The organism is Aureimonas altamirensis, from assembly GCF_023702225.1.
GTDB lineage: Bacteria > Pseudomonadota > Alphaproteobacteria > Rhizobiales > Rhizobiaceae > Aureimonas > Aureimonas altamirensis_B.
Window position 1 is genome coordinate 207,361 of the sequence record NZ_JAMQCO010000002.1, and the last position, 20,752, is coordinate 228,112.

Genomic DNA, 20,752 nt, shown 5'->3' on the forward strand with positions numbered 1-20,752 from the left:
CCGGCCTCAGAACGAATCCGCTACAAGCAGGGCAGATGCCGTCTTCTCGTCGGTTATGAGCCCGGCCAGAAGCCCGCTCCGCAGCACCGACCGTATGCCGCGAACCTTGCTCTCGCCGCCTGCCAGCGCCACGATCCGCCTGTCCCTGAGCAGGTCGATCCCGGGCGAGACGGTGCGGGCCGACAAAGACGTCTCGATGGGCAAGCCATCCCTGTCGAAGAAATGGCCCAGCATCTCCCCGACGCCACCCCCAGCCTGCACCTCGCGGATTTCCTCGATATCGATCATGCGCGAGGCGACGAGCTGAGCCTCCGGCTGCGCGATGCCGATGCCGACGAACATCAGGTCCGCGTTCAGCGCCATCTGGAAGACGTCGTTGACGCCGCGCTGCGCCAGCAGCACATCGCGATCCGCGACGGAATTGGCGAAGAACGGAACCGGCAGAACGTAGGCGGCCGCACCGGTATTCTCGGCCAGCCGGTGCATCACGTCATGCGGGTTGGCCAGGAAGTTGCGGGTCAGTCCGCCGAGCAGCGAGACGAAACGCACCTGCCCGCCATCCACTTTCGGCATGGACGAAACGGCGGCGGCCAGCGTGCGTCCGTGGCCGAGCCCGATCACGCCGCCGCCCTGCATGGACTCGATCTCCCGCCGCAGATAAGCGGCGCCGGCCATGCCCAGGGCCCGCAGCGGCAACCCGCTCTCGTAGAGATCGGGCACCACTTCGCAGCGCTTCAGGCCGAAACGCGCCGTCAGCCTGTCTTCGAGTTGAAGGCACTCGGTGACATCACCCTCGATCATCACCTTGACCGCGCCGGTCTGGCTGGCGCGCGCCACGAGGCGATGCGCCTTGACGCCCGAAACACCGAGACGCTCGGCGACTTCGGCCTGCGTCAGGCCCGCCCCGAAATGTAGCCATGCCGCGCGTATGGCGAGGCTGTCGTCTGCCGGTCGACGCGATATCCGGGACATGATCCTCCACACCTTGATGGGTGAAATTATTTTATGTTGGCGAAAGTTCTTTCATCTTCCATATCACAAGTCAATTCGTCCGCCGCCGTGGCAAAGATGGCCGCGCGCTATGCTGCACCGCAGAAATTCGGGGGTTTCGGCGTCTGCGACCATCGGCAGGATTGACAGAGTGAAGTGGTATATAACATTATCGACCTGAAACTTAACACAGACATATCATGTCCCCTGCGGGACCATGCCTTGCAATGCGACGCCCCGGCCGGGAGGAACACGGCACGGAACGCGTCATCGGGAGGAACGCTCATGTCAGGTTCAGCCGCCAAGGCCGCCCTGCCGGCAGTCGCATCGCCGCGACGCCGCGATCCTGCGCGTCAGCGCGGAGCCGCCCGATTCTTCCAGACACTTCAGCCGAACCGGAGGTTGATCCGCCCATGAGTACCGAGGCCGTCGCCGCGCGCCGCCCGCGCATTCGCCCCAGCCAGATGGTTCTGGCCGCCGCAGCGGTGGCGCTTCTCGCGGCCATCGCGCTCGACACGACCTATGTCAGCGTCGATTCTGCAGCGGGTGCACGCGCCCAGGGCTTCTCGCCCGAGACGTTTGGCGCCGAAGAGTTTCCGAACGTCCAGTCGGCCATCGAGGGCAAGGCGGCGGATGCACCCGCGCTGGCCGCCGCCATCGCCGCCGACAAGGACGAGGCCGTCGCCCGGCACGGCACGCCATCGGGTATCGCACCGGTCATGTCGGTCACCTTCACCGGCGTCGCCGGCGAGCCGCGTTCCGGCATATACCCTGTCGCGGTGGAGGGTGCACCCGACGATCTCGTCATCCGCGTCCAGACCGGCCCGGCCATCAACGGGACCGAGTTGCGGGATGCGCCCGGCACGATCGAGTTCGGCCAGTTCACCAACCAGATCGAGTACCAGAACGCCGGAGCGGCCCTGAACGAGGAAATGAAGCGGCAGGTGCTGGCCGGCGTCGACACCGCCGCCCTGACCGGCAAGACGATCACCGTCACCGGTGCCTTCCGCCTCATCAACCCCAAGAGCTGGCTCGTCACGCCGGTACGGATGTCGGTGGAATGAGCGCTCCCCGGCAGGCCGGCGGCATCGGCGAGACCGTCCTTTCCGCACGAAACGTCGCCAAGTCCTATGGCAACATCCACGCATTGAAGGGGGTCAACTTCGATGTGCGGCGCGGCGAGGTGACCACGCTGTTCGGCGAAAACGGCGCCGGCAAGTCCACACTCATGCGCATCCTGTCGGGGGTGACGCCGCCGACCTCGGGCGAAGTCATTCTCGACGGACAGTCCGTCGCCTTCGCCTCTTCGGTGGACGCGCGTGATCGCGGCATCTCCATCATCCACCAGGAGCTCAGCCTGGCGCCCAACCTCAGCGTGCGGGACAACATCTTCATGGGGCGCGAGATCCGCGGGCCGATGGGCGTCGACTTCGCGGAGGAAGAGCGGCAGGCCCGCGCCTTGATGGAAGAGCTGGAAGAGGACATCGACCCCCTCACCCCGGTCGAGGAATTGCGGCTTGGCCAGCAGCAGATCGTCGAGATCGCCCGGGCGCTGTCCATAAATGCGCGCATTCTCATCATGGACGAGCCGACCTCGGCTCTCAGCGCGTCCGAGGTGGAGGTGCTGTTCAAGGTCATCCGCGACCTGAAGGCACGCGGCGTCGCCATCGTCTATATCTCGCATCACCTGGAAGAGGCGTTGCAGATCACCGACCACGCCGTCGTCCTGCGCGACGGCAGCATGACGGCCAAGGCGGAGCGCCGCGAGATCGACCTGGAATGGATCGTCCGAAACATGGTGGGCGAGAATTTCGACCTCGGTTCGCCGCCCTCCGGTTACGATTTCGGGCCGGTGGCCCTGTCGATCCGCGACGTCAGCGTGACGGAATCCTCCAGCGGCGTCGATGTCGTCGACCGCCTGAGCCTGGACGTGCGCGCGGGCGAGATCGTCTGCATCTACGGCCTGATGGGCGCGGGGCGCACCGAGCTTCTGGAAGCCGTCGCCGGGCGTGTACCCCTGACGGGCGGGCAGGTCGTGCTGGAGGGGCAGGACGTGTCGCGCCTGTCCATCTCCGAGCGCATCCAGCGCGGGCTGGTGCTGATCCCCGAGGATCGGCAGCGCGACGGCCTGGTGCAGACGATGAGCGTCGGCGAAAATCTGTCGCTCGCCAGCATCAGGGCCTTTACGCGCGGATTGTTCACCTCGGGCCGCAAGGAGCGCAGCCTGGTGGAGGATTCCATCGGCCGCGTCCACATCAAGACGGGTGGCCCGGAGGCGCCGATCGGCTCGCTGTCGGGCGGCAACCAGCAGAAGGTCGTCATCGGCAAGATGCTGGCGACCGGGCCGCGCGTCGTCCTTCTGGACGAGCCGAGCCGAGGCATCGACATCGGCGCCAAGGCCGAAGTGTTCAAGCTTCTGGCAGGCCGCGCCACGGACGGACTTGCCGTCGTCTACTCCACCTCCGAAGTCGGAGAGTGCCTTTCCATTGCCCATCGCATCATCGTCATGAGCCGGGGCCGCATCGCGGCCGAGTTCGGCTCCGACGTGAGCAAGGAACAGATCATGGCCGCGTCGGGCGAGGCCGTCGTCGCATGACCAGAGACAAGAGCGGAGCCGCGAACATGTCCGACATCAGTTCACCCTCGAAGCAGGCCTCCCGGTCCGGCGGCTTCGACCTTGCCAGGCTGCTGCTGGAAGGGCGCGCCTTCTTTGCGCTCATTGCCATCATCATCGTCTTCTCGGTGCTGTCGCCGGTCTATTTCACGCTCAACAACTTCCTCGTCATGTCGTCCCATGTGGCGATCTTCGGGCTTCTGGCGATCGGCATGCTGCTCGTGATCCTGACCGGCGGCATCGACCTGTCGGTCGGCTCCACGCTTGGCCTCGCCGGCGTCGTCGCCGGCTTCCTGATGCAGGGCGTGACGCTGGAAGCCTTCGGCATCGTCGCCTATCCCCCCGTCTGGGCCGTGGTGGTGCTGACCCTGATGCTGGGCGCCTTCGTGGGCGCCATCAACGGCGTGCTCATCGCCTTCTTCAAGGTACCGGCCTTCGTGGCGACGCTCGGCGTTCTCTACGTGGCGCGCGGCGTCGCGCTACTGATGACCAACGGCCTGACATACAACAACCTCGCCGGCCAGGCCGACCTCGGCAACACCGGCTTCGACTGGCTGGGCTTCAACCGCCTGTTCAGCGTGCCCATCGGCGTAATCATACTCGTGGTTGTCGCCATCATCGCCAGCATCATGCTCAACCGCACGGCCTTCGGGCGCTGGATCTACTCCACCGGCGGAAATGCGCGCGCAGCCGAGCTTTCGGGCGTTCCGGTGCGCTTCACCACGCTGATGGTGTATATCCTGTCCGGAATGTGCGCCGCCATCGCCGGCCTCGTCCTGTCTTCGCAGCTAACCTCGGCCGGCCCCACGGCCGGCACCACCTACGAGCTGACGGCCATCGCCGCCGTCGTTGTGGGAGGCGCGGCGTTGACGGGCGGTCGCGGCACCATCCGCGGCACACTGCTGGGCGCCTTCGTCATCGGCTTCCTGGGCGACGGCCTCGTCATCATCGGCGTCTCGTCCTACTGGCAGACGGTCTTTACCGGCGCGGTCATCGTGCTCGCCGTCCTTCTGAACAGCATCCAGTACGGCCGCCGGCCAAAGCGCACCGCGTCGGCAGCCTCCACCCCTTCTCCGCAGCAGGGTTCCAAGGCCTGAGGGCCGGTCTACGGCGGAAGATTGCCGGGCGACCGGCTCCACTTGAGTGCAAAGCACGGGAGAAAAAGTGAACATGCGCAAGACAATCAAGGCCCTGCTGCTGGCAGGCATGGTCTCCATCGCGCCGTCCTTCGCCGCCACGGCGTCGGCCGAAGGCCTGATGACGATCATCGTCAACGATCCGTCGAACCCCTATTGGTTCACCGAAGGCGAAGTCGCCTCCAAGACGGCCAAGGAACTCGGCTACGACGCCACCGTCGCGGCCCATCGCGGCGACACCAACACCGAAAGCAACCTGATCGACACCGCGATCACCAACCAGTCGGTCGCCATCATCCTCGATCCCGCCAATGCCGACGGATCGGTGGGCGCGGTGCGCAAGGCCGTCAACGCGGGCATTCCGGTCTTCCTCGTCAATGCCGAGATCAACCAGGAGGGCCTCGCCAAGTCGCAGCTCGTCTCCAACAACGCTCAGGGTGCTGCGTTGGGTGCGCAGCAGTGGGTAGAGATCCTCGGCGACCAGGCCACCTATGTGGAACTCCTGGGCGCTCCGTCCGACAACAACGCGGCGACCCGCTCCAACGGCTACACCACCGTTCTCAGCCAGTATCCGGACCTGGAGAAGGTCGGGCAAGAAGTCGCCAACTGGGATCGCACCCAGGGCTTCAACCGCATGCAGAGCCTGCTGCAGGCCAACCCCGACATCAACGGCGTCATCAGCGGCAACGACGAGATGGCGCTCGGCGCCATCGCGGCCCTCAAGCAGGCCGGCAAGCTCGGCGACGTCACGGTCGGCGGCTTCGACGGATCGCCCGATGCGGTGGCCGCCATCAAGGCCGGGGAACTGGCCTACACCGTGCTGCAGCCGGTTGCCGTGTTTGCCGAGGAAGCGGTGCGCCAGGCCGACAACTTCATCAAGAACGGCGAGACCGGCGCTTCCGCCGAGAAGCAGCTTTTCGACTGCGTCCTCATTACCAAGGACAATGTCGACAAGTACACCTCGCCCTTCGTGCTCGAGCAGTAATTCCGAAGAAGGGGGCGGCCAGGCCGCCCCTTTCCATTGGAGGGCGACGCATGGCGGCAGGAAAATCGGGCGATGACGATCTGGCGGCGACACTTGCCGCGGACGATTCCGCGAGCGACTCGCGGCAGGCCCGCCAGCTTGCCCGACGCCAGTCCATCGCACAGACCGTCATGGCCGAAGGGTCCATGCGGATCGAGGATCTGACCGCACGCTTCGGCGTCAGCCTGATGACCGCCCACCGCGACCTCGACGAACTCGTCAGCCGCGGGCTGCTGCGCAAGGCGCGCGGCGTCGTTTCGGCCGCGCCGACCAGCCTGATCGAATCCAGCGACGTCTATCGCGCCAACCGGCAGGCCGCCGAAAAGGAGGCCATCGCCGAAGCCGCCATGCAGTTCGTGGAGCCGGGACAAGCCCTTTTCTTCGATGACTCGACCACGGTGCAGCAGATGGCGCGGCACCTGCCGATGAAGGCGCCGCTGACCTGCATCACCAATTCCCTGACGCTGATGAACGAGTTGAAGGCCGTTCGCGACCTAACGTTGCTGGGCCTCGGCGGACAGTATTTCAACTGGTGCAACGCGTTCATGGGACGCATGACGACCAGCGAGATCTCGCGCCTTCGCGCGGACACGCTTTTCATTTCCATGGCGGCGGTGACCGACGACATCGTCTTCCACCAGTCGCCGGACATGATCGAGACCAAGCGCGCCATGTTCAACGCATCGGCCCGGCGCATCCTGCTGATAGACCATACGAAATTCGAAAGGCGCGCCCTGCACGGCTTTGCCGCCCTTTCCGAGTTCGACACGGTGATCGTCGACGACCATACGCCCGAAGAGCACGTCGCACGTCTGCGCGACAAGGGGATCCACGTGGTGGTCGCGCCCGTCCGTAACCGCTAGGCCATCGCTTCGTAACAAATATTGCTGTTACATTCTGGCTGATGTAACACCTTCGCATTCAATCGCGTGGGAGGTTTGCGGTCGTGGCGTCTATCCTGGGTATCGATAACGGGCTCACCGTCACGAAGGCCGTCATCTTCGACGCGGATGGGCGGCAGCTTGCGGTAGCCCGGCGTCGGGTGCCCCAGGACATCCCGCATCCCCGCCGCGTCGAACGCGACATGGCCGGCCTCTGGCGCGCGACTGCGGAGGCGATCCGCGATGCCCTGGCGTCGTCCGGCCGCCCGGCCGGCGATATCGTGGCCATCGCCGCAACGGCGCATGGCGACGGACTGTATCTCCTGGACCGGGAACGCCAGCCGCTCGGTCCCGGCATCCTGTCGCTCGACAGCCGTGCGCTGGACATCGTCGAGCGTTGGTCGGGCGACGGCCTTTTCGACGCCGCGCTGGAACTGACCGGCCAGGCGCCGCACCTATCCGCCCCGTCCGCCCTTCTGGCATGGATCCGCGACAACGAGCCCACGCGGTATGCGCGCATCGGGCATGTCCTTGGATGCAAGGACTGGCTCCGCTTCTGCCTGACCGACACGATCGGCACGGACCGCACAGAAGCCAGCACATCCTTCACCGACGTGAGGACGCAGGCCTATTCGTGGCAAGCGGCGGAGCTGTTCGGCCTGTCCGGAATCTATAATGCCCTGGCGCCGATGGCCGGTTCGGCCGAGGTCGTCGGCCACGTCACCGCGCGGGCGGCGGCGGCCACGGGGCTTGTCGAGGGCACTCCCGTCGCCTGCGGCCTTCATGACGTGACCGCCTCGGCACTCGGAGCGGGCGGGCACAGGCACGGCGTGGTCGACATCGTGGCCGGCACCTATTCCATCAACGAAGTCGTCACCGATGCGCCCAGGGTGGACGCGCGCTGGTTCTGCCGCAACGCCATAGCGCCCGGCCAGTGGAACGCCATGTCGATCTCGCCCGCATCGGCGGCCAATTACGACTGGTTCCTCGATACGCTTTTCGCGGCGGAGCGGCACGCGTCGGATGCCGGCGGCCAGCCCATCCACGGCCTCGCCGCGGCAGAGCTCGACGATGCGCTGGCGCGACCTTCGGGCGTCCTCTTCCATCCGTATCTGTTCGGCTCGCCGCAGGCCGGGCCTGCCAGCGCCGGCTTTTTCGGCCTGCATGGCTGGCACAAGCGGAGCGACATGCTGCGCGCGGTGCTGGAAGGGATCGCCTTCAATCACCGTTATCATATCGACGCGCTGGCGGACGGCTTCCGCTTCGATGCGGCGCGGCTGACGGGCGGCATTTCCCGCAACCCCTCATTCGCCCAGCTCTTCGCCGATGTCATCGGCCGGCCGGTAACGCTGTCCACCACGGAGGAAACTGCCGCGTTCGGCGCCGCGCTCTGTGCCGGTGCGGCGATCGGCCTTTACGACAGCCCCATGGCCGACCCACGCGGCGCGGCCGTGGACGGGCCGACCTATCGGCCCGACGCGGCGCGCCACGCCGCACTGTCCGGGCGCTACGAGGTGTATCGCAGTCTTGCCGACGCGATGACGCCCCTGTGGCCGCAACTGGAATCGTTGAGCGAAGGCAGCTTGCGATGACGCGCGGGCCGGACCGGCGCGACGAGATCGCCGCCTTCGTCGCCGAACGCGGACATGTGCGCGTCGAAGAGCTGGTCGAGCGCTTCGGCGTCTCCCGCATGACGATCCACCGGCATGTGGACCAGCTGGCGCAGCGCGGCATCCTCCACAAGCTGCACGGCGCGGTCAGCGCGCAGCCGTCCGGCATTTACGAAAGCCTGTTCCGCTATCGCAGCGGAATGGCCGTGCACGAGAAGGCGCAGCTGGCGCAGGCAGCCCTGCGACACATCGAGCCGGGGCAGGTCGTCATGCTGGACGATTCGACAACGGTGACGGCGCTGGCGCCCCTCTTGGCCGCCAGGACGCCGATCAGCGTCGTCACCAACAGCCTCGCCTCCGCCGACATCCTGCGCGGGATCGACGGCGTGGATCTTTTGTGCCCCGGCGGGCAATACCACCGTACCTACGACGCCTATATCGGGCACCTGTGCGAAAGCGCGCTCGGGCGGCTGCGGTCGGATGTGGCGATCTGTTCGGCCTCGGCGGTCGACGGCGCCACCGCCTTCATCCAGGATTCCCAGATAGTGCGCATCAAGCAGGCGATGCTGGCCTCGGCAAGGCTGCGCATCCTGCTGGTGGACGGGTCAAAGTTCGGCCGCGTGGCCCTGCACGAATTTGCCCCGCTGGATGCCTTCGACACGGTGATCGTCGATGCCGGCCTGCCGGCGGAAACCGTTGCCGGACTTCGCGAAGCCGGCATTCGAATCGAAACTGCCTCTTCCAGGAAAAGCGGATCATGAGCCAAGCACCCACCACCGGCGCGCCCGAGGATTTCGATGTCGTCATCCTGGGGGCCGGGATCAACGGCGCGGGCCTGTTCCGCGACCTGTGCGAGCAGGGCGTCCGATGCCTTATCGTCGACAAGGGAGACTACGGGTCGGGCACCAGCGCCGCCCCCTCGCGCCTGATCCATGGCGGCATCAAATATCTCGAGACGGGCGAGTTCGGCCTCGTGCGCCAGTCCACGATGGAGCGCAATCTCTTGCTTCGCAACGCGCCGCATGCAGTGCATCCGCTGCCGACCATCATCCCCATCTTTTCGTGGACCAAGGGCGCATGGGCGGCCGTGCGGACCCTGTTCGGCTCCACCACCGCGCCGCGCAGCCGTGGCGCCGCGATCGTCAAGATCGGCATGGCGATGTACGACATTTATGGGGCCCGCCACCGGGTGATGCCGCGCCACACGCTTTTCGGCAAACGCCGGGCCTTGCGGGAAATGCCGGCCCTGACGCCTCGTATCGTCGCCGCAGGCCGCTACTACGACGCCTGGATCGCCCGTCCGGAACGCCTCGTCTACGAGCTCGTCGCGGATGGGCTGGCGGCAATGCCCCAGTCCCGGGCGCTGAACGCTACGGCCCTGACGGGCGTCGACGGCGGCATCCTGCACCTCGCATCCTTCGACGGCACGGCGCACGCCGTCCGGCCCCGCATCGTCGTCAATGCCGCCGGGCCCTGGATCGATACGGTCAATGCGGCGTTGGGGGCGCCATCCCGCCTGATCGGCGGCACGAAAGGCTCTCACATCCTGTTGGACCACGTTGAACTGGTCCGCATGCTGGACGGCAGGATGATCTATTTCGAGGCCGACGACGGCCGCATCTGCCTGGTCTACGACTATCTCGGCCGCGCGCTCGTCGGCTCTACCGACATTCCCGCCGCCAATCCGGATACCGTTCGATGCGACGACGCGGAAATCGATTACCTGCTCGCCAGCCTCTCGGCCCTGCTGCCGAAACTGTCCTTCTCGCGCGAGCAGATCGTCTACGCCTATAGCGGCATCCGGCCCCTGCCCGCTTCCGACGCCACCAACCCCGGCCTTATCAGCCGCGACCATTCGGCCCCGGTGGACGAGCCGGCCGGCGGACGAACCTTTCCCATCGTGTCGCTGGTCGGTGGCAAGTGGACGACCTTCCGGGGCTTTGCCGAGGAAGTCGCCGATACGCTCCTTGGGCGGCTCGGACGGACGCGGCGTGTTTCGACGCAGGCCCTGCCCATCGGCGGCGGGCGCGATTTTCCGGCGTCGGATGGCAAGCGGCAGGAGTGGATCGATGGCGTCGCCGCTGACACCGGCCTTGCGCCGGCGCGCGTCGGCGAGCTGCTGTCGAGCTATGGTACCACCGCGGCAGCCTTTGCGGCGGCCGAGGCGCAGGCCGGCGATACGCGGCTGCCGGACAGCACCGATTACAGCCTTGCCGAAATCGGCCATATCGTACGGCACGAGCATGTGCGGCACCTGGCCGACATCGTCATGCGGCGCACGACGCTTGCCGTCCGCGGCACGCTGACGATGCGGGATCTGGAAGCCATCGCCGACATAGCCGCCGCAGCCCTCGGCTGGAGCGCCGACGCACGGGCTGGCGAGCTTGCCGAGTTGTCCGAGCGGCTCAGCCGGGACAACCATATGCAGTTGTCCGCGACCGACTAGAAAGCGAGATCCGCGATGGCGAGGACCGCCGCCGCCGCCTCTTTTCCCTTCTTCACGAAATGCTCGGCGAAGAACGCCACATGCTCGGCCGATGGCTGGAAGTGATGCGGGGTCAGCGACACCGAGAAGGTCGGCACGCCCGTCGCCATCTGCGCGTCCATGAGGCCGTTCACCACGGCGCTCGCAACGAAGTCGTGGCGGTAGATGCCGCCATCCACCACCAGCGCGGCGGCGACGATGGCGTCATATCGTCCGCTTTCTCCCAGTTTGCGCGCAAGAAGCGGCATTTCGAAAGCGCCGGGCACGTCGAAACTGTCCAGGATATCCGGTCGGCCGGTCTGCGACATCGCTTCGGCGAACCCGGCATGGGCCCGGTCCACGATCTCGGCATGCCAGCGGGCCTTGATGAAGGCAATTCTGAGGTTCTTTGTCATTGCGGCGTCCAGAACGAGTGTTGAACAGGAGTCGGGCCGCAAACAGGCACGCAACCGCGCGAACATGACGCTCGAGCGGGCTGCAAGCCGTTCTCTCTCATCCGGACTGTAACCGTCGGCGCCGGAATCTCACCGGACTCTGCTGACCCTGCCGTCTCCGGCAGGCGCTCGCGGGCTGTACCGCCGGTGGGGAGTTTCACCCCGCCCCGAGAACCTTGAAGTCGAATGACTTCGACGTCTCCTTGCCCCGGTTTAACCGCCGGGGCAAGTCTTCCATGCGTGAACGGCGCGTTCAGCCGGCCGGATGGTATTTGGAATCCAGCGCGTTGATCGCCTCGACATTGCCGGCCGACTTGCCGGCCGGGTCGAACTCGCTGGCCAGATACGCGTCAGCAATGGATTTTGCGAGTTCGGCGCCGATGACACGCGCGCCCATCGTGATGATCTGCGCGTTGTTGGACAATGCCGCCCGCTCGGCGGAATAGGTATCATGCGTCTGCGCCGCCCGGATGCCCGGCACCTTGTTGGCCGACAACGCGACGCCGATGCCCGTGCCGCAGCACAGGATGGCCCGGTCGTAGGTGCCGTCGAGAACGCCCCTGGCGACGCGCTCCGAAAGATTGGCGTAATATTCGTCGGTGCCGGCCGGCGGCGTGGAGACTTCGGAAACCTCCAGGCCGGGCTTGCCCTTCAGATGGTCGGCAAGGGCCTTGGCAAGGGGTGCGCCCGCGCTGTCTCCGGCGATTGCGATCTTCATGTTTTTTTCCTTTCCTTATAATGCCTTGGCGCATTTTGCCAAGATGTCGAGATAACCCTCGACATGCCAGGCCGAACGCCCGATGAAAAGCCCGTCGACATGTGGGCAGGCAATCAGTTCCTCGCAATTGCCCGGATTGACGCTGCCGCCGTACAGGCACGGCACCGACCTGCCCGTGATGGCGCGCGCCAAATCGATGATGCGGGCCTGTCGGGCATCGGCATAGTCGGCGCTGGCCGGCTTGCCGTTTTCCCCGATGGCCCAGACCGGCTCATAGGCGAACAGGATGGGCATGGCCTTCTGAGCATCGTCGAGCCGGCCGAGCGCGCCTTCCACCTGCCGTCGCAGCACCGCGTCGGCTTCGCCGGCTTCCTTCTCGCGTTCCGTCTCGCCGATGCAGATGAGCGGCGTCAGGCCATGGCGAAGCGCGGCTTCCGTCTTCAGCCCGACGGTCTCGTCCGTCTCGCCGAAATGCTCGCGGCGCTCCGAATGGCCGAGCTCGACGATGTCGAGCCCGCAATCCTTGAGCATCGGCGGCGAAATCTCGCCTGTCCAGGCGCCGGCATCCGCCCAGTGCATGTTCTGCGCACCCACCTTCACGTTGCTATTCGAGAGGATCGACTTGACCTCCCTTACGGCGGTGAACGGTGGGATGACGAAACGCTGGATACGCGAATCCCCCGCCTCGACCGCAAGGCGCTCGGCAAAGGCGCGGGCCTCGGCGAGCGTCTTGTTCATCTTCCAGCTGGTGCCGATCCAGACGTGCGGCTTGTCGACCATGCTTCAACCTTCTTCCGCGAAATAGAGCTTGATGCCGTCCTGCCCCAGGGCGTCCGCCCTTTCCCGGGGCAGCGCGGCGGATGTCACCACACCGTCGAACACATCGAGGTCGGCAAGGCGGTGCAACGCCGTACGCCCGAACTTGCGGTGATCCACCATCAGGTAGCGGGCCGCCGAAGAGGCGATCATGCCGCGCTTGACCTCGAGCACCTCCTGGTCCTGATGGAAGGCCGTCCGCCCGTCGATGGCGGAAGACGACAGGAAGGCGATGTCGGCGCGCAGTTCGGCGATGGACTTCTCGGTCAGCACGCCGAAGAAGCCGTTGAACTTCTTGGAGAAGCTGCCGCCAAGGGCGATCAACTCGATGCCTGCCTGGCCCGACAGTTCGACGATGACCGCCAGATTGTTGGTGATGACGGTCAGCGGGCGGCATTCGATCAGATGCGGCGTGATCATCTGCGACGTGGAGCCATCGTCCACCATGACGATCATGCGCTTCTCGATGAAACCGGCGGCGCGCCTGGCGATCGCCTGCTTTTCCTCGGCGGCGACGCGCGCCCGATAGCGAAAATCCGATTCGAACTGGCCACCGGCCTCTATCGTGGCCCCGCCGCGGATCTTGCGCAGCAAGCCGGCGGATTCGAGATCGTCCAGATCGCGATGGATGGTCATGGTGGACACTTCGAAGGTGCGTGCCATCGATTCCAGCGAGGCGGACCCCTCGCGGATCAGAAGCTCGATAATCTCGTGACGACGCTGTTCGGGCCTCACCGGCGGGCAACTCCTCGATGGCTACGGAAGATAACACCGATAGTGTCAAATTCAACATCCATTTTGTTATTTTGAGGAATTGCTTGTTATCTCCTTCTCCGGCCCTTAATCCCGGTAAGCCATGCCGGCATCGCCCATTCCGCCGATCGACGAGGAGACCATCTTTTGGCGCGCATCACACTCAGACAGCTGCTCGACCACGCTGCCGAAAACGCCTATGGCGTGCCGGCCTTCAACATCAGCAACATGGAACAAGGGCTGGCCATCATGGCCGCGGCGGACGAAACGGGTTCTCCCGTCATTCTCCAGGCCAGCCGGGGCGCGCGGGCCTATGCCAACGACATCGTGCTGGCGCGGCTGATCGACGGCCTCGTCGAGCTGTATCCGCATATCCCGGTGTGCATGCATCTCGACCACGGCAACAATGTCGCCACCTGCGTGACGGCCATCCAGAACGGTTTCACCTCCGTCATGATGGACGGCTCCCTGAAGGAAGACGGCGCCACGCCGGCCGACTACGCCTACAACCGGGACATCACCCGCAAGGTGGTCGAGATCGCCCATTCCTCCGGCGTATCGGTGGAAGGCGAGCTCGGGGTCCTCGGCTCTCTGGAAACCGGGATGGGCGACCAGGAAGACGGCCACGGCGCAACGGGCACGCTGTCGCACGACCAGCTCCTGACCGATCCTGAAGAGGCAGAGCGCTTCGTGGCGGAAACCGGCGTCGATGCGCTGGCCGTCGCGATGGGCACCAGCCACGGCGCCTACAAGTTCAGCCGCCAGCCCGACGGCGACGTTCTGGCCATGGGCGTGATCGAAGAGATTCACAAGCGCCTGCCCAACACGCATCTGGTCATGCACGGCTCGTCTTCGGTGCCGGTCGACCTGCAGGAGGTCATCAATGCCCATGGCGGTGCGCTGAAGCCGACCTGGGGCGTGCCCGTGGAAGAGATTCAGCGCGGCATCCGCCACGGCGTGCGCAAGATCAACATCGATACCGACCTGCGCCTTGCGGTGACGGCGGCCGTACGCAGCACCCTGTGGAAGGACCCTGCCGAGTTCGATCCGCGCAAATACATGAAGCCGGCGATGGAGGGCATGCGCAATGTCTGCGTCGCGCGCTTCGAGGCATTCGGCACCGCCGGCCAGGCCGAAGCGATCCGGCCCCGCGCCCTGTCGGCGATGGCGCGCCACTACGCCTGAGGCATGGGCTTTACGGCCATCCTGCCGCCGGACGTTTCCCCGGCTTTCGGGCTGGCCATCGTTTTGGCCAGCTTCTTCACATCGGCGCTGACGGCCGCGCTGGGCCTCGGCGGCGGGCTCGCCATGCTGGCGATCCTCGGGCTCGGCCTGCCCTCGTCGAGCCTGCTCGCCGTTCACGGCATCGTGCAACTCGGCTCGAACGCCAGTCGCGTCGCCATCCAGCGCCGGTTCATCGCCTGGCCTCTCGTGCTCTGGTTCTTCCTCGGCAGCGTCGTGGGCGTCGCAATCGGCACCCCGGTCGCGGCGGCGATCCCCGAGACGATCGCCAAGCTCGCTCTCGGCCTGTTCATCCTGTGGTCCGTCTACGGTGCGCGTCCAAAGCCCGATCGCATGGGGCGCGCAACCTTCGTCGCCGGAGGCGCGATCACCTCGATAGCCACGATGATCGTCGGTGCGACCGGCCCCCTCGTCGCAGGTCTTCTCGCCGCCCGCGGCCTGATCAAGCAGCCCCTCGTAGCCACGCACGCAACCTGCATGGTGGTGCAGCATGGGCTGAAGATACTGGCCTTCGGCCTCATCGGCTTTTCCTATGCGCAATGGGCTCCGCTGCTGGCCGCCATGATCGCGATGGGCGCGATCGGCTCCTGGGTCGGCACCGCGGCGCTGGACAAGCTTCCGGAGGCGATCTTTCGCCGGGCTTTCAAGATCACCATGACCCTGCTGGCCTTGCAGATCGTCTATGGAGCCTTCGCATGATGCGCGTTCAGCCGCGCCCCCGGTAAGGCGGCACGCCCTGATCGGGGATCCAGACCTCGCCCGGTATGGCGCCCGTCTGCCAGAAGACATCGATGGGGATGCCGCCGCGCGGGTACCAGTAGCCGCCGATGCGCAACCATTCGGGCTCCAGGATATCCACCAGCCGACGCGCGATGGAAATGGTGCAATCCTCGTGGAATGCGCCGTGGTTGCGGAATGCGCCGAGATAGAGCTTCAGCGACTTGCTCTCCACCAACCATCGCGAAGGCACGTAATCGATCACCAGATGGGCGAAATCCGGCTGGCCGGTCATCGGGCACAGAGACGTGAACTCAGGCGCGGTGAAGCGTACGCAGTAGCGGATTCCGGCCTGCGGGTTCGCGACGCGCTCCAGCACCGCCTCCTCCGGGCTCGCCGGCAGCGCGGTCGACTGCCCCAATTGTGTCAGGTCGCTGTAGATATCGCTCATCGTCTTCCATGCTGTCTGTGGCCTACCGCTCCACGCGGAAGACCCCGTTATGGGTGTAATCGCGAACGAGGTCCACGCATCGTCCGTTCCAGTGATAGGCAAGATGGCGCCCTTGCAAGGGCGCCGACGCGCAATCGGGATAAAACAGCGCGACGCATTCCCCGCCCGGCTGCCGGACGCTTGGATAGCGCAGACCATCAGAGCCGCCGGCGCGCAATCGGGCTGCGGCGGCCTGCCCTTCGGTATAGTCGTCCGGGTGCAGCAGGCGGGCATCGGCTTGCGGGTCCACGACATGCAGCGCCGCTTCGACATCGAGCACGATCTCCCTGAACTGGTTGGTCCAGCTTTCGGGCTCGTCCGTCGCCGCCATGAAGCGCTCGTGGTGATGGATGGTCTCCGCCAGCGCGACCTCGAACGTGCCGCCAACGTAGAGCACGCCGAAGCTGCCATCGGAAAAGCGGCTCTGCCGGTCGGTGGATACATGCGTAAACGGAGCCATCAGATAGGATGCGCCCTTGCCGCCGACGCGCCTGCCGGGGGGCACGCGCTCGACTTCGCCGAGGCGCTCGGCAAGCCTCGGGTTGGTCTTCTGCTCGGCGGCCATGATCGCAGGCCAGTCGGCAGGATCGGCGATATCCTCGAACAGGTCGATGGGCGGGAATACGCTGCGGATGATCCGGACGGCCTTCGTCCACCGCGTCCGGGCGATTTTCACCAGCCGCCGCGCTCCGCATCGAGGTAGCGTCGGACGCGGATGAGATCCGTCAACTCCCCTTGCAGCATGACGTCCAGCGCGGACGCGCCGCCAAAGGCGGCATTTGGCGCCTTGATCCACTCGTACACACGGGGGGACTCCCCGAAGATCAGCCGCAGCCCCTTGTGTATGCCCATCAGGTTGGAAAGACGCGCCTTGCCGTCGCGTCCAAGGCGGCCAGGGCCCTCCGTCTTCCAGCGGCGGTAGCTGCGCAAGCCCATATCCAGCAGAAGCGCGGCTTGTTCATCGGTCAGGCCCCAGCGGGAAAAGAGCCTGACCGCCGCACGAAAGCTTGCCGCCGCTTCATCGTCTGTGATGATCGGCGACATCTGCGACAAACCCACCAAATCGACTGGTACCAGCCTCATCATCGAAAGACCTTTAATGTCATTTGGCAACATATGCACAAATGATGCCATTTGACAAGGTCATCTCGATTCTAGTACCCGGCTGCCATCCCATCCTTTCGCGGGTCGGAACCGGCAATATAGATATCCCCGACTTTCCGGATAAGCTGCGCTCCACCGAAACCGAACCCTGCCGTATCGGGCTGCACCGTCAGGCGATGGCCCATATCGGCCAGCTTCGACACGGTGGCCGCCCGCGTGGTCGCCTCTATCGCGACGTCCAGCCCGGCTAAGACGCGCCAGCGTGGCGCGTCGGCCGCCATTTGCGGATCTTGTCCCCAGACATGAGTCCGCAGCATCATCTGCACATGGCCCTGGGCCTGGATGGGGCCGCCCATCAGGCCGAAGGCCATGGAAGGTCCATCCGGCCCCATGACGAAACCCGGGATGATTGTGTGGAAGGGCCGTTTGCCTGGCCCGACCTGGTTTGGATGACCGGCCTTGGTGGAGAAGCCGAAGGCGCGGTTCTGCAGGCTGATACCGGTGCCCGGCACGACGACGCCCGAACCGAAGCCCGCATAATTGGACTGGATGAAGGACACCATCATGCCGTCCGCATCGGCGGCGGCAAGGCAGACCGTGCCGCCGTCACGCGGGGCGCCGACCGGATACTCGCTTGCGCGCGTCCGGTCGATGAGCGCGGCGCGGGAGGCTAGATAGGCCGGGTCGAGAAGGTGCGAAGCCATCACCTCGTCCATCGACATCTGGTCGGCAACGAAGGCATGGATATCCATGAAGGCGAGCTTCATCGCCTCGATCTCCAGATGGAGCGCCTCCGGCCCATCGGGGTCCATATCCTCTATGCCACTGCCCTTCAGCATGCCCAGCGTCATCAGGGCGGCAATACCCTGCCCGTTCGGCGGGATCTCGTGCAGGACCGCATTGCCGAAGCTTTGCTGGATCGTGCCGCACCAATCGTTGCGGTGGGCCGCCATGTCACCTGCGGTGATGGCCGCTCCGTGCTCCCTCGCAAATGCCTCGATGCGCTCGGCCAGCTCGCCCCTGTAGAAAGCCTCTCCCCGGCTTTCGGCGATCATCCGGAGCGTCCGCGCCATATCCGCGCTGCGGAAGATTTCGCCGGCGCGCGGCGCGCGGCCATCGGGCATGAAGGTTTGCGCAAAGCCCGGCTGTCCCTGCAGCTCTTCGGCGCCCCGGCGCCATTGTTCGGCTATGATGGGCGATACCGGATAGCCCTCTTGCGCATAGCGGACGGCCGGCTCGAACAGCTGCTCGAAGGGCAGCCGTCCGAAGCGTGAGGAAAGGTCGACCCAAGCTGAGACGGCCCCGGGAACCGTCACGCTGTCGAAGCCGCGCCGCGGCATCGCGTCCTGCCCGGCGAAGCGCTCGGGCGTCCAGCTTGCCGGCGAGCGGCCAGAGGCATTCAACCCATGCAGCGACGTTCCATCCCACAGAATGCAGAAGGCGTCGGAACCCAGCCCGTTGCCTGTCGGCTCCACGACGGGCAGCGTGATGGCCGCCGCCAGCGCCGCATCGACGGCGTTGCCGCCGCGCCGCAACATTTCCAGTCCGGCCGCGGTGGCCAGGGGTTGCGAGGTGGACACCATCTGCCGCGCCATGACGGGCGAGCGGCGCGACGCATACGGGTTACCGATTTCAAGCTGCATTTTCATCCTGTTCGATCGTTAGAGCATCGCACCGGAAAGTGGAATCCGGTTTTCGGAAAATACGATGCTCCATCAAAAGCTTAGAGCGACCTTTGCGCGTCCGAATGGACGCACGGCGCTCTAGTGTGTCGTCCCCGCCATCAGCGGCCTCGAAGGCGTTCTCGATGGCATCAGGCGGCGGCCGGCTCGTCCTCTGTCTCCCGCGCCTTGCGCTTGCGGGGCTGAACGAGGGGCTCCGGCCGAGGCTCCACCAGCATCGTATCGTTGCCGGCCATGATACCCCCCTGGGCTTGCGCCAGAAGCCGGTCCTCGTCGCGCTGACGTATGTCGGCAGCCACCTCCTCGACGTCGACGCTCGTCATGCCCAGCATCCTGAGGCCCGCGCCGCCGAAGACGATCGCCGATTCCAGCGTTTCGCGCAGTTCGTAGTCCACCCCGGCCTGCCGAAGGCGTATCGAATGCCCCCTGTCGAAAGAGCGCGCGAGCACGCGTGCATTCGGAAAGTTCTCTCGGATCAGCTCGACCATGCGGTCGGCGTCCGCCGGCTTGTCCACGCACAGCATGATGATGTCCGCCGTCACCGCGCCCGACTGGCGCAGGATATCCAGCCGCGTGCCATCGCCGTAGAACACCTTGAAGCCGAATTTCCCGGCTTCCCGGATGCGGTCCGGATCGTTGTCGATCAGCGATACGTCGACGGCCTGCGCCAGAAGCAGTTGCGAGGCGATCTGACCGAAGCGGCCGAAACCGATCATCAGGACGCGGCCCTTGAGGCCATCCGGCTCCTCGACCCCGTCCAGCGATACCCGGTCGTCCTGCAGCATCCTGTCGGCGAGGATGGTGATCAGCGGCGTGAAAGCCATGGACAGGATGATGACGGTGGCGAAAATCGCGTTTTCCGGCCCGCTGATGACGCCGCCGCCATCCGCCGCCGAATACAGCACGAATGCAAATTCGCCACCCTGCGCAAAGATGGAGACCCGGTGCAGGGCCTGCAGGTTGGACGAGCCGAAGGCGCGGGCCACGACATAGATGCCGACCGACTTGACCACGACGAAAAGCGCCAGAAGAGCCAGGATCATGGGCCATTGCGCAGCCACGACCGACAGGTCCAGCGACATGCCGACCGCCAGGAAGAAAAGGCCCATCAGCAGGCCCTTGAAAGGCTCGACGTCGGTTTCGATCTGGTGCCTGTAGCTGGAGCCGGACAGCATGACGCCGGCCAGGAACGCGCCCATGGCCATCGACAGGCCGACATATTCCATCAGCAATGCCGATCCCAGCACCACCAGCAGTGCGCCGGCCGTCAGCACCTCGGTCGTGCGCGACCGGGCCAGCAGCGCAAAGAACGGATCCAGCAACCAGCGACCGGCCGCGATGACGAAGGCGACCGCAGCGACTGGCGCAACGAAGGACATGAACGTCAGTCCATCGCCTTCACCGGCCCCGCTTGCGCCGAGAAAGGCGACGACGGCCAGGAGCGGCACGATCATCAGGTCTTCCAGCAACAGGATGGAAACGGATTGCTGGCCGCTCGGCGATGCCAGTTCGCCCCGCTCCTGCAGGACCGACATGATAACGGCGGTGGACGACAGCACGAAACCGGCTCCCGCCACGAAGGCGACCGGCAGCGAGAACCCCAATGTCATCGCAGCCGCCGTCAGAAGCGCGATGCACAGCAGGACCTGCGCGAGGCCCAACCCGAAGATCTGCGTACGCATGGCCCACAGCTTGTGCGGCCGCATCTCCAGCCCGATCAGGAACAGGAACATCACGACGCCGAGTTCGGAGATGTGCAGGATCGTCGCCGGATCCGTGAAGATGCCGAGTATCGAAGGCCCCACGAGCAGGCCGCCGGCGAAATAGCCAAGGACCGATCCCAACCCCAGACGCCGGAACAGCGGCACGGCGACGACCGCCGATGCAAGGAGAACGACGGCCGGCCCGACCGTCCCCGACAAACCCGCTTCCGCCATGCCTGACCCCACTCGCACCCGAACCGTATGGGGCGACTATGGCATGGTTTGCCGCAGGAGCACGACCGCTAGTTGACGCACGGCACCAGAAATCTGGCACGCGGATTGCTTTGCCTATT

General features: G+C 65.6%; 20 protein-coding genes and 1 riboswitch. Of the genes, 10 read left to right on the plus strand and 10 right to left on the minus strand.

Translation table 11 applies throughout. The annotated features are described in order from the left end of the window. Window positions 1–6: 6 nt before the first annotated feature. Window positions 7–972, minus strand: a complete 966-nt coding sequence (locus NDN16_RS03690; RefSeq protein WP_251112273.1) for a sugar-binding transcriptional regulator — start codon at window positions 970–972, stop codon at window positions 7–9. 431 nt (window positions 973–1,403) lie between these two features. Between NDN16_RS03690 and NDN16_RS03695 the strand changes: the two genes are divergently transcribed. The 8 genes from NDN16_RS03695 (at window position 1,404) to NDN16_RS03730 (ending at window position 10,701) form a co-directional block, all read left to right on the plus strand. Then, the gene (locus NDN16_RS03695) at window positions 1,404–2,054 is read left to right on the plus strand and encodes a DUF2291 family protein (protein ID WP_251112274.1); all 651 of its coding nucleotides are present in this window, start codon (window positions 1,404–1,406) and stop codon (window positions 2,052–2,054) included. Continuing rightward, window positions 2,051–3,586, plus strand: coding sequence for a sugar ABC transporter ATP-binding protein (locus NDN16_RS03700; RefSeq protein WP_251112275.1), 1,536 nt, complete (start codon window positions 2,051–2,053; stop codon window positions 3,584–3,586). Before NDN16_RS03695 ends, NDN16_RS03700 begins: the two co-directional genes overlap by 4 nt. Before the next feature lie 26 nt (window positions 3,587–3,612). Next, complete coding sequence (locus NDN16_RS03705; RefSeq protein ID WP_251112276.1) at window positions 3,613–4,701, plus strand: ABC transporter permease; 1,089 nt, start codon at window positions 3,613–3,615, stop codon at window positions 4,699–4,701. Between the two features lie 109 nt (window positions 4,702–4,810). Continuing rightward, window positions 4,811–5,725 carry a D-ribose ABC transporter substrate-binding protein gene (locus tag NDN16_RS03710; protein WP_251112554.1) on the plus strand — a complete coding sequence of 305 codons (915 nt, stop codon included), beginning with the start codon at window positions 4,811–4,813 and terminating at the stop codon, window positions 5,723–5,725. Window positions 5,726–5,775: 50 nt separating this feature from the next. After that, window positions 5,776–6,627 carry a DeoR/GlpR family DNA-binding transcription regulator gene (locus NDN16_RS03715; protein ID WP_251112277.1) on the plus strand — a complete coding sequence of 284 codons (852 nt, stop codon included), beginning with the start codon at window positions 5,776–5,778 and terminating at the stop codon, window positions 6,625–6,627. 83 nt (window positions 6,628–6,710) lie between these two features. After that, a complete protein-coding gene (locus NDN16_RS03720) occupies window positions 6,711–8,237 on the plus strand; it encodes an FGGY-family carbohydrate kinase (RefSeq protein ID WP_251112278.1) in 1,527 nt (508 codons plus the stop codon). Beyond that, window positions 8,234–9,016 (plus strand): DeoR/GlpR family DNA-binding transcription regulator, encoded by a 783-nt coding sequence (locus NDN16_RS03725; protein WP_251112279.1) that lies wholly within the window; start codon window positions 8,234–8,236, stop codon window positions 9,014–9,016. Before NDN16_RS03720 ends, NDN16_RS03725 begins: the two co-directional genes overlap by 4 nt. Then, window positions 9,013–10,701, plus strand: a complete 1,689-nt coding sequence (locus NDN16_RS03730; RefSeq protein ID WP_251112280.1) for a glycerol-3-phosphate dehydrogenase/oxidase — start codon at window positions 9,013–9,015, stop codon at window positions 10,699–10,701. Before NDN16_RS03725 ends, NDN16_RS03730 begins: the two co-directional genes overlap by 4 nt. Here the strand turns inward: NDN16_RS03730 and NDN16_RS03735 are convergent. The 4 genes from NDN16_RS03735 to NDN16_RS03750 all read right to left on the minus strand — a co-directional run bounded on the left by NDN16_RS03735 (window position 10,698) and on the right by NDN16_RS03750 (window position 13,443). Further along, complete coding sequence (locus tag NDN16_RS03735; protein ID WP_251112281.1) at window positions 10,698–11,135, minus strand: 6,7-dimethyl-8-ribityllumazine synthase; 438 nt, start codon at window positions 11,133–11,135, stop codon at window positions 10,698–10,700. The two genes, NDN16_RS03730 and NDN16_RS03735, sit on opposite strands and share 4 nt — an antisense overlap. A gap of 85 nt (window positions 11,136–11,220) precedes the next feature. Beyond that, window positions 11,221–11,353: riboswitch (FMN riboswitch) on the minus strand. 74 nt (window positions 11,354–11,427) lie between these two features. Next, entirely contained in the window at window positions 11,428–11,892 is a 465-nt protein-coding gene (locus NDN16_RS03740; RefSeq protein ID WP_251112282.1) for a D-erythrulose-4-phosphate isomerase, read from the minus strand. Between the two features lie 15 nt (window positions 11,893–11,907). Then, a complete protein-coding gene (locus NDN16_RS03745) occupies window positions 11,908–12,672 on the minus strand; it encodes a triose-phosphate isomerase (RefSeq protein WP_251112283.1) in 765 nt (254 codons plus the stop codon). 3 nt (window positions 12,673–12,675) lie between these two features. Then, window positions 12,676–13,443 (minus strand): DeoR/GlpR family DNA-binding transcription regulator, encoded by a 768-nt coding sequence (locus NDN16_RS03750; RefSeq protein WP_251112284.1) that lies wholly within the window; start codon window positions 13,441–13,443, stop codon window positions 12,676–12,678. Window positions 13,444–13,608: 165 nt separating this feature from the next. Here NDN16_RS03750 and fba point away from each other — a divergent pair, with 165 nt between their 5' ends. Together fba and NDN16_RS03760 are read left to right on the plus strand one after the other, a co-directional pair. Continuing rightward, entirely contained in the window at window positions 13,609–14,646 is a 1,038-nt protein-coding gene (fba, locus tag NDN16_RS03755) for a class II fructose-bisphosphate aldolase (protein WP_251112285.1), read from the plus strand. A 3-nt stretch (window positions 14,647–14,649) separates the two neighbouring features. Beyond that, window positions 14,650–15,402 carry a sulfite exporter TauE/SafE family protein gene (locus NDN16_RS03760; protein ID WP_251112286.1) on the plus strand — a complete coding sequence of 251 codons (753 nt, stop codon included), beginning with the start codon at window positions 14,650–14,652 and terminating at the stop codon, window positions 15,400–15,402. A 7-nt stretch (window positions 15,403–15,409) separates the two neighbouring features. On the opposite strand, the gene queF is transcribed toward NDN16_RS03760, so the two are convergent. The 5 genes from queF to NDN16_RS03785 form a co-directional block, all read right to left on the minus strand. Next, complete coding sequence (gene queF, locus NDN16_RS03765) at window positions 15,410–15,871, minus strand: preQ(1) synthase (RefSeq protein WP_251112287.1); 462 nt, start codon at window positions 15,869–15,871, stop codon at window positions 15,410–15,412. Window positions 15,872–15,893: 22 nt separating this feature from the next. Further along, window positions 15,894–16,586, minus strand: a complete 693-nt coding sequence (locus NDN16_RS03770; RefSeq protein ID WP_435301046.1) for an RES family NAD+ phosphorylase — start codon at window positions 16,584–16,586, stop codon at window positions 15,894–15,896. Continuing rightward, the gene (locus NDN16_RS03775) at window positions 16,583–16,993 is read right to left on the minus strand and encodes an MbcA/ParS/Xre antitoxin family protein (protein ID WP_251112556.1); all 411 of its coding nucleotides are present in this window, start codon (window positions 16,991–16,993) and stop codon (window positions 16,583–16,585) included. The genes NDN16_RS03770 and NDN16_RS03775 overlap by 4 nt, the downstream gene beginning before the upstream one ends. Before the next feature lie 71 nt (window positions 16,994–17,064). Next, on the minus strand, window positions 17,065–18,657 hold the full coding sequence (locus NDN16_RS03780; RefSeq protein WP_251112288.1) for a gamma-glutamyltransferase family protein: 1,593 nt from the start codon (window positions 18,655–18,657) through the stop codon (window positions 17,065–17,067). Window positions 18,658–18,827: 170 nt separating this feature from the next. After that, window positions 18,828–20,633 (minus strand): monovalent cation:proton antiporter-2 (CPA2) family protein, encoded by a 1,806-nt coding sequence (locus NDN16_RS03785; RefSeq protein ID WP_251112289.1) that lies wholly within the window; start codon window positions 20,631–20,633, stop codon window positions 18,828–18,830. Window positions 20,634–20,752 lie beyond the last annotated feature (119 nt).

Bases quoted from the DNA above. Each gene is read 5' to 3' on its own strand.
- NDN16_RS03700 (WP_251112275.1), top strand. From the start codon at position 2,051: ATGAGCGCTCCCCGGCAGGCCGGCGGCATCGGCGAGACCGTCCTTTCC.
- NDN16_RS03705 (WP_251112276.1), top strand. From the start codon at position 3,613: ATGTCCGACATCAGTTCACCCTCGAAGCAGGCCTCCCGGTCCGGCGGC.
- NDN16_RS03775 (WP_251112556.1), bottom strand. From the start codon at position 16,993: ATGAGGCTGGTACCAGTCGATTTGGTGGGTTTGTCGCAGATGTCGCCG.
- queF (WP_251112287.1), bottom strand. From the start codon at position 15,871: ATGAGCGATATCTACAGCGACCTGACACAATTGGGGCAGTCGACCGCG.
- NDN16_RS03695 (WP_251112274.1), top strand. From the start codon at position 1,404: ATGAGTACCGAGGCCGTCGCCGCGCGCCGCCCGCGCATTCGCCCCAGC.
- NDN16_RS03710 (WP_251112554.1), top strand. From the start codon at position 4,811: ATGGTCTCCATCGCGCCGTCCTTCGCCGCCACGGCGTCGGCCGAAGGC.
- NDN16_RS03760 (WP_251112286.1), top strand. From the start codon at position 14,650: ATGGGCTTTACGGCCATCCTGCCGCCGGACGTTTCCCCGGCTTTCGGG.
- NDN16_RS03785 (WP_251112289.1), bottom strand. From the start codon at position 20,633: ATGGCGGAAGCGGGTTTGTCGGGGACGGTCGGGCCGGCCGTCGTTCTC.
- NDN16_RS03730 (WP_251112280.1), top strand. From the start codon at position 9,013: ATGAGCCAAGCACCCACCACCGGCGCGCCCGAGGATTTCGATGTCGTC.
- NDN16_RS03745 (WP_251112283.1), bottom strand. From the start codon at position 12,672: ATGGTCGACAAGCCGCACGTCTGGATCGGCACCAGCTGGAAGATGAAC.
- NDN16_RS03690 (WP_251112273.1), bottom strand. From the start codon at position 972: ATGTCCCGGATATCGCGTCGACCGGCAGACGACAGCCTCGCCATACGC.
- NDN16_RS03740 (WP_251112282.1), bottom strand. From the start codon at position 11,892: ATGAAGATCGCAATCGCCGGAGACAGCGCGGGCGCACCCCTTGCCAAG.
- NDN16_RS03780 (WP_251112288.1), bottom strand. From the start codon at position 18,657: ATGCAGCTTGAAATCGGTAACCCGTATGCGTCGCGCCGCTCGCCCGTC.
- NDN16_RS03725 (WP_251112279.1), top strand. From the start codon at position 8,234: ATGACGCGCGGGCCGGACCGGCGCGACGAGATCGCCGCCTTCGTCGCC.
- NDN16_RS03715 (WP_251112277.1), top strand. From the start codon at position 5,776: ATGGCGGCAGGAAAATCGGGCGATGACGATCTGGCGGCGACACTTGCC.
- NDN16_RS03735 (WP_251112281.1), bottom strand. From the start codon at position 11,135: ATGACAAAGAACCTCAGAATTGCCTTCATCAAGGCCCGCTGGCATGCC.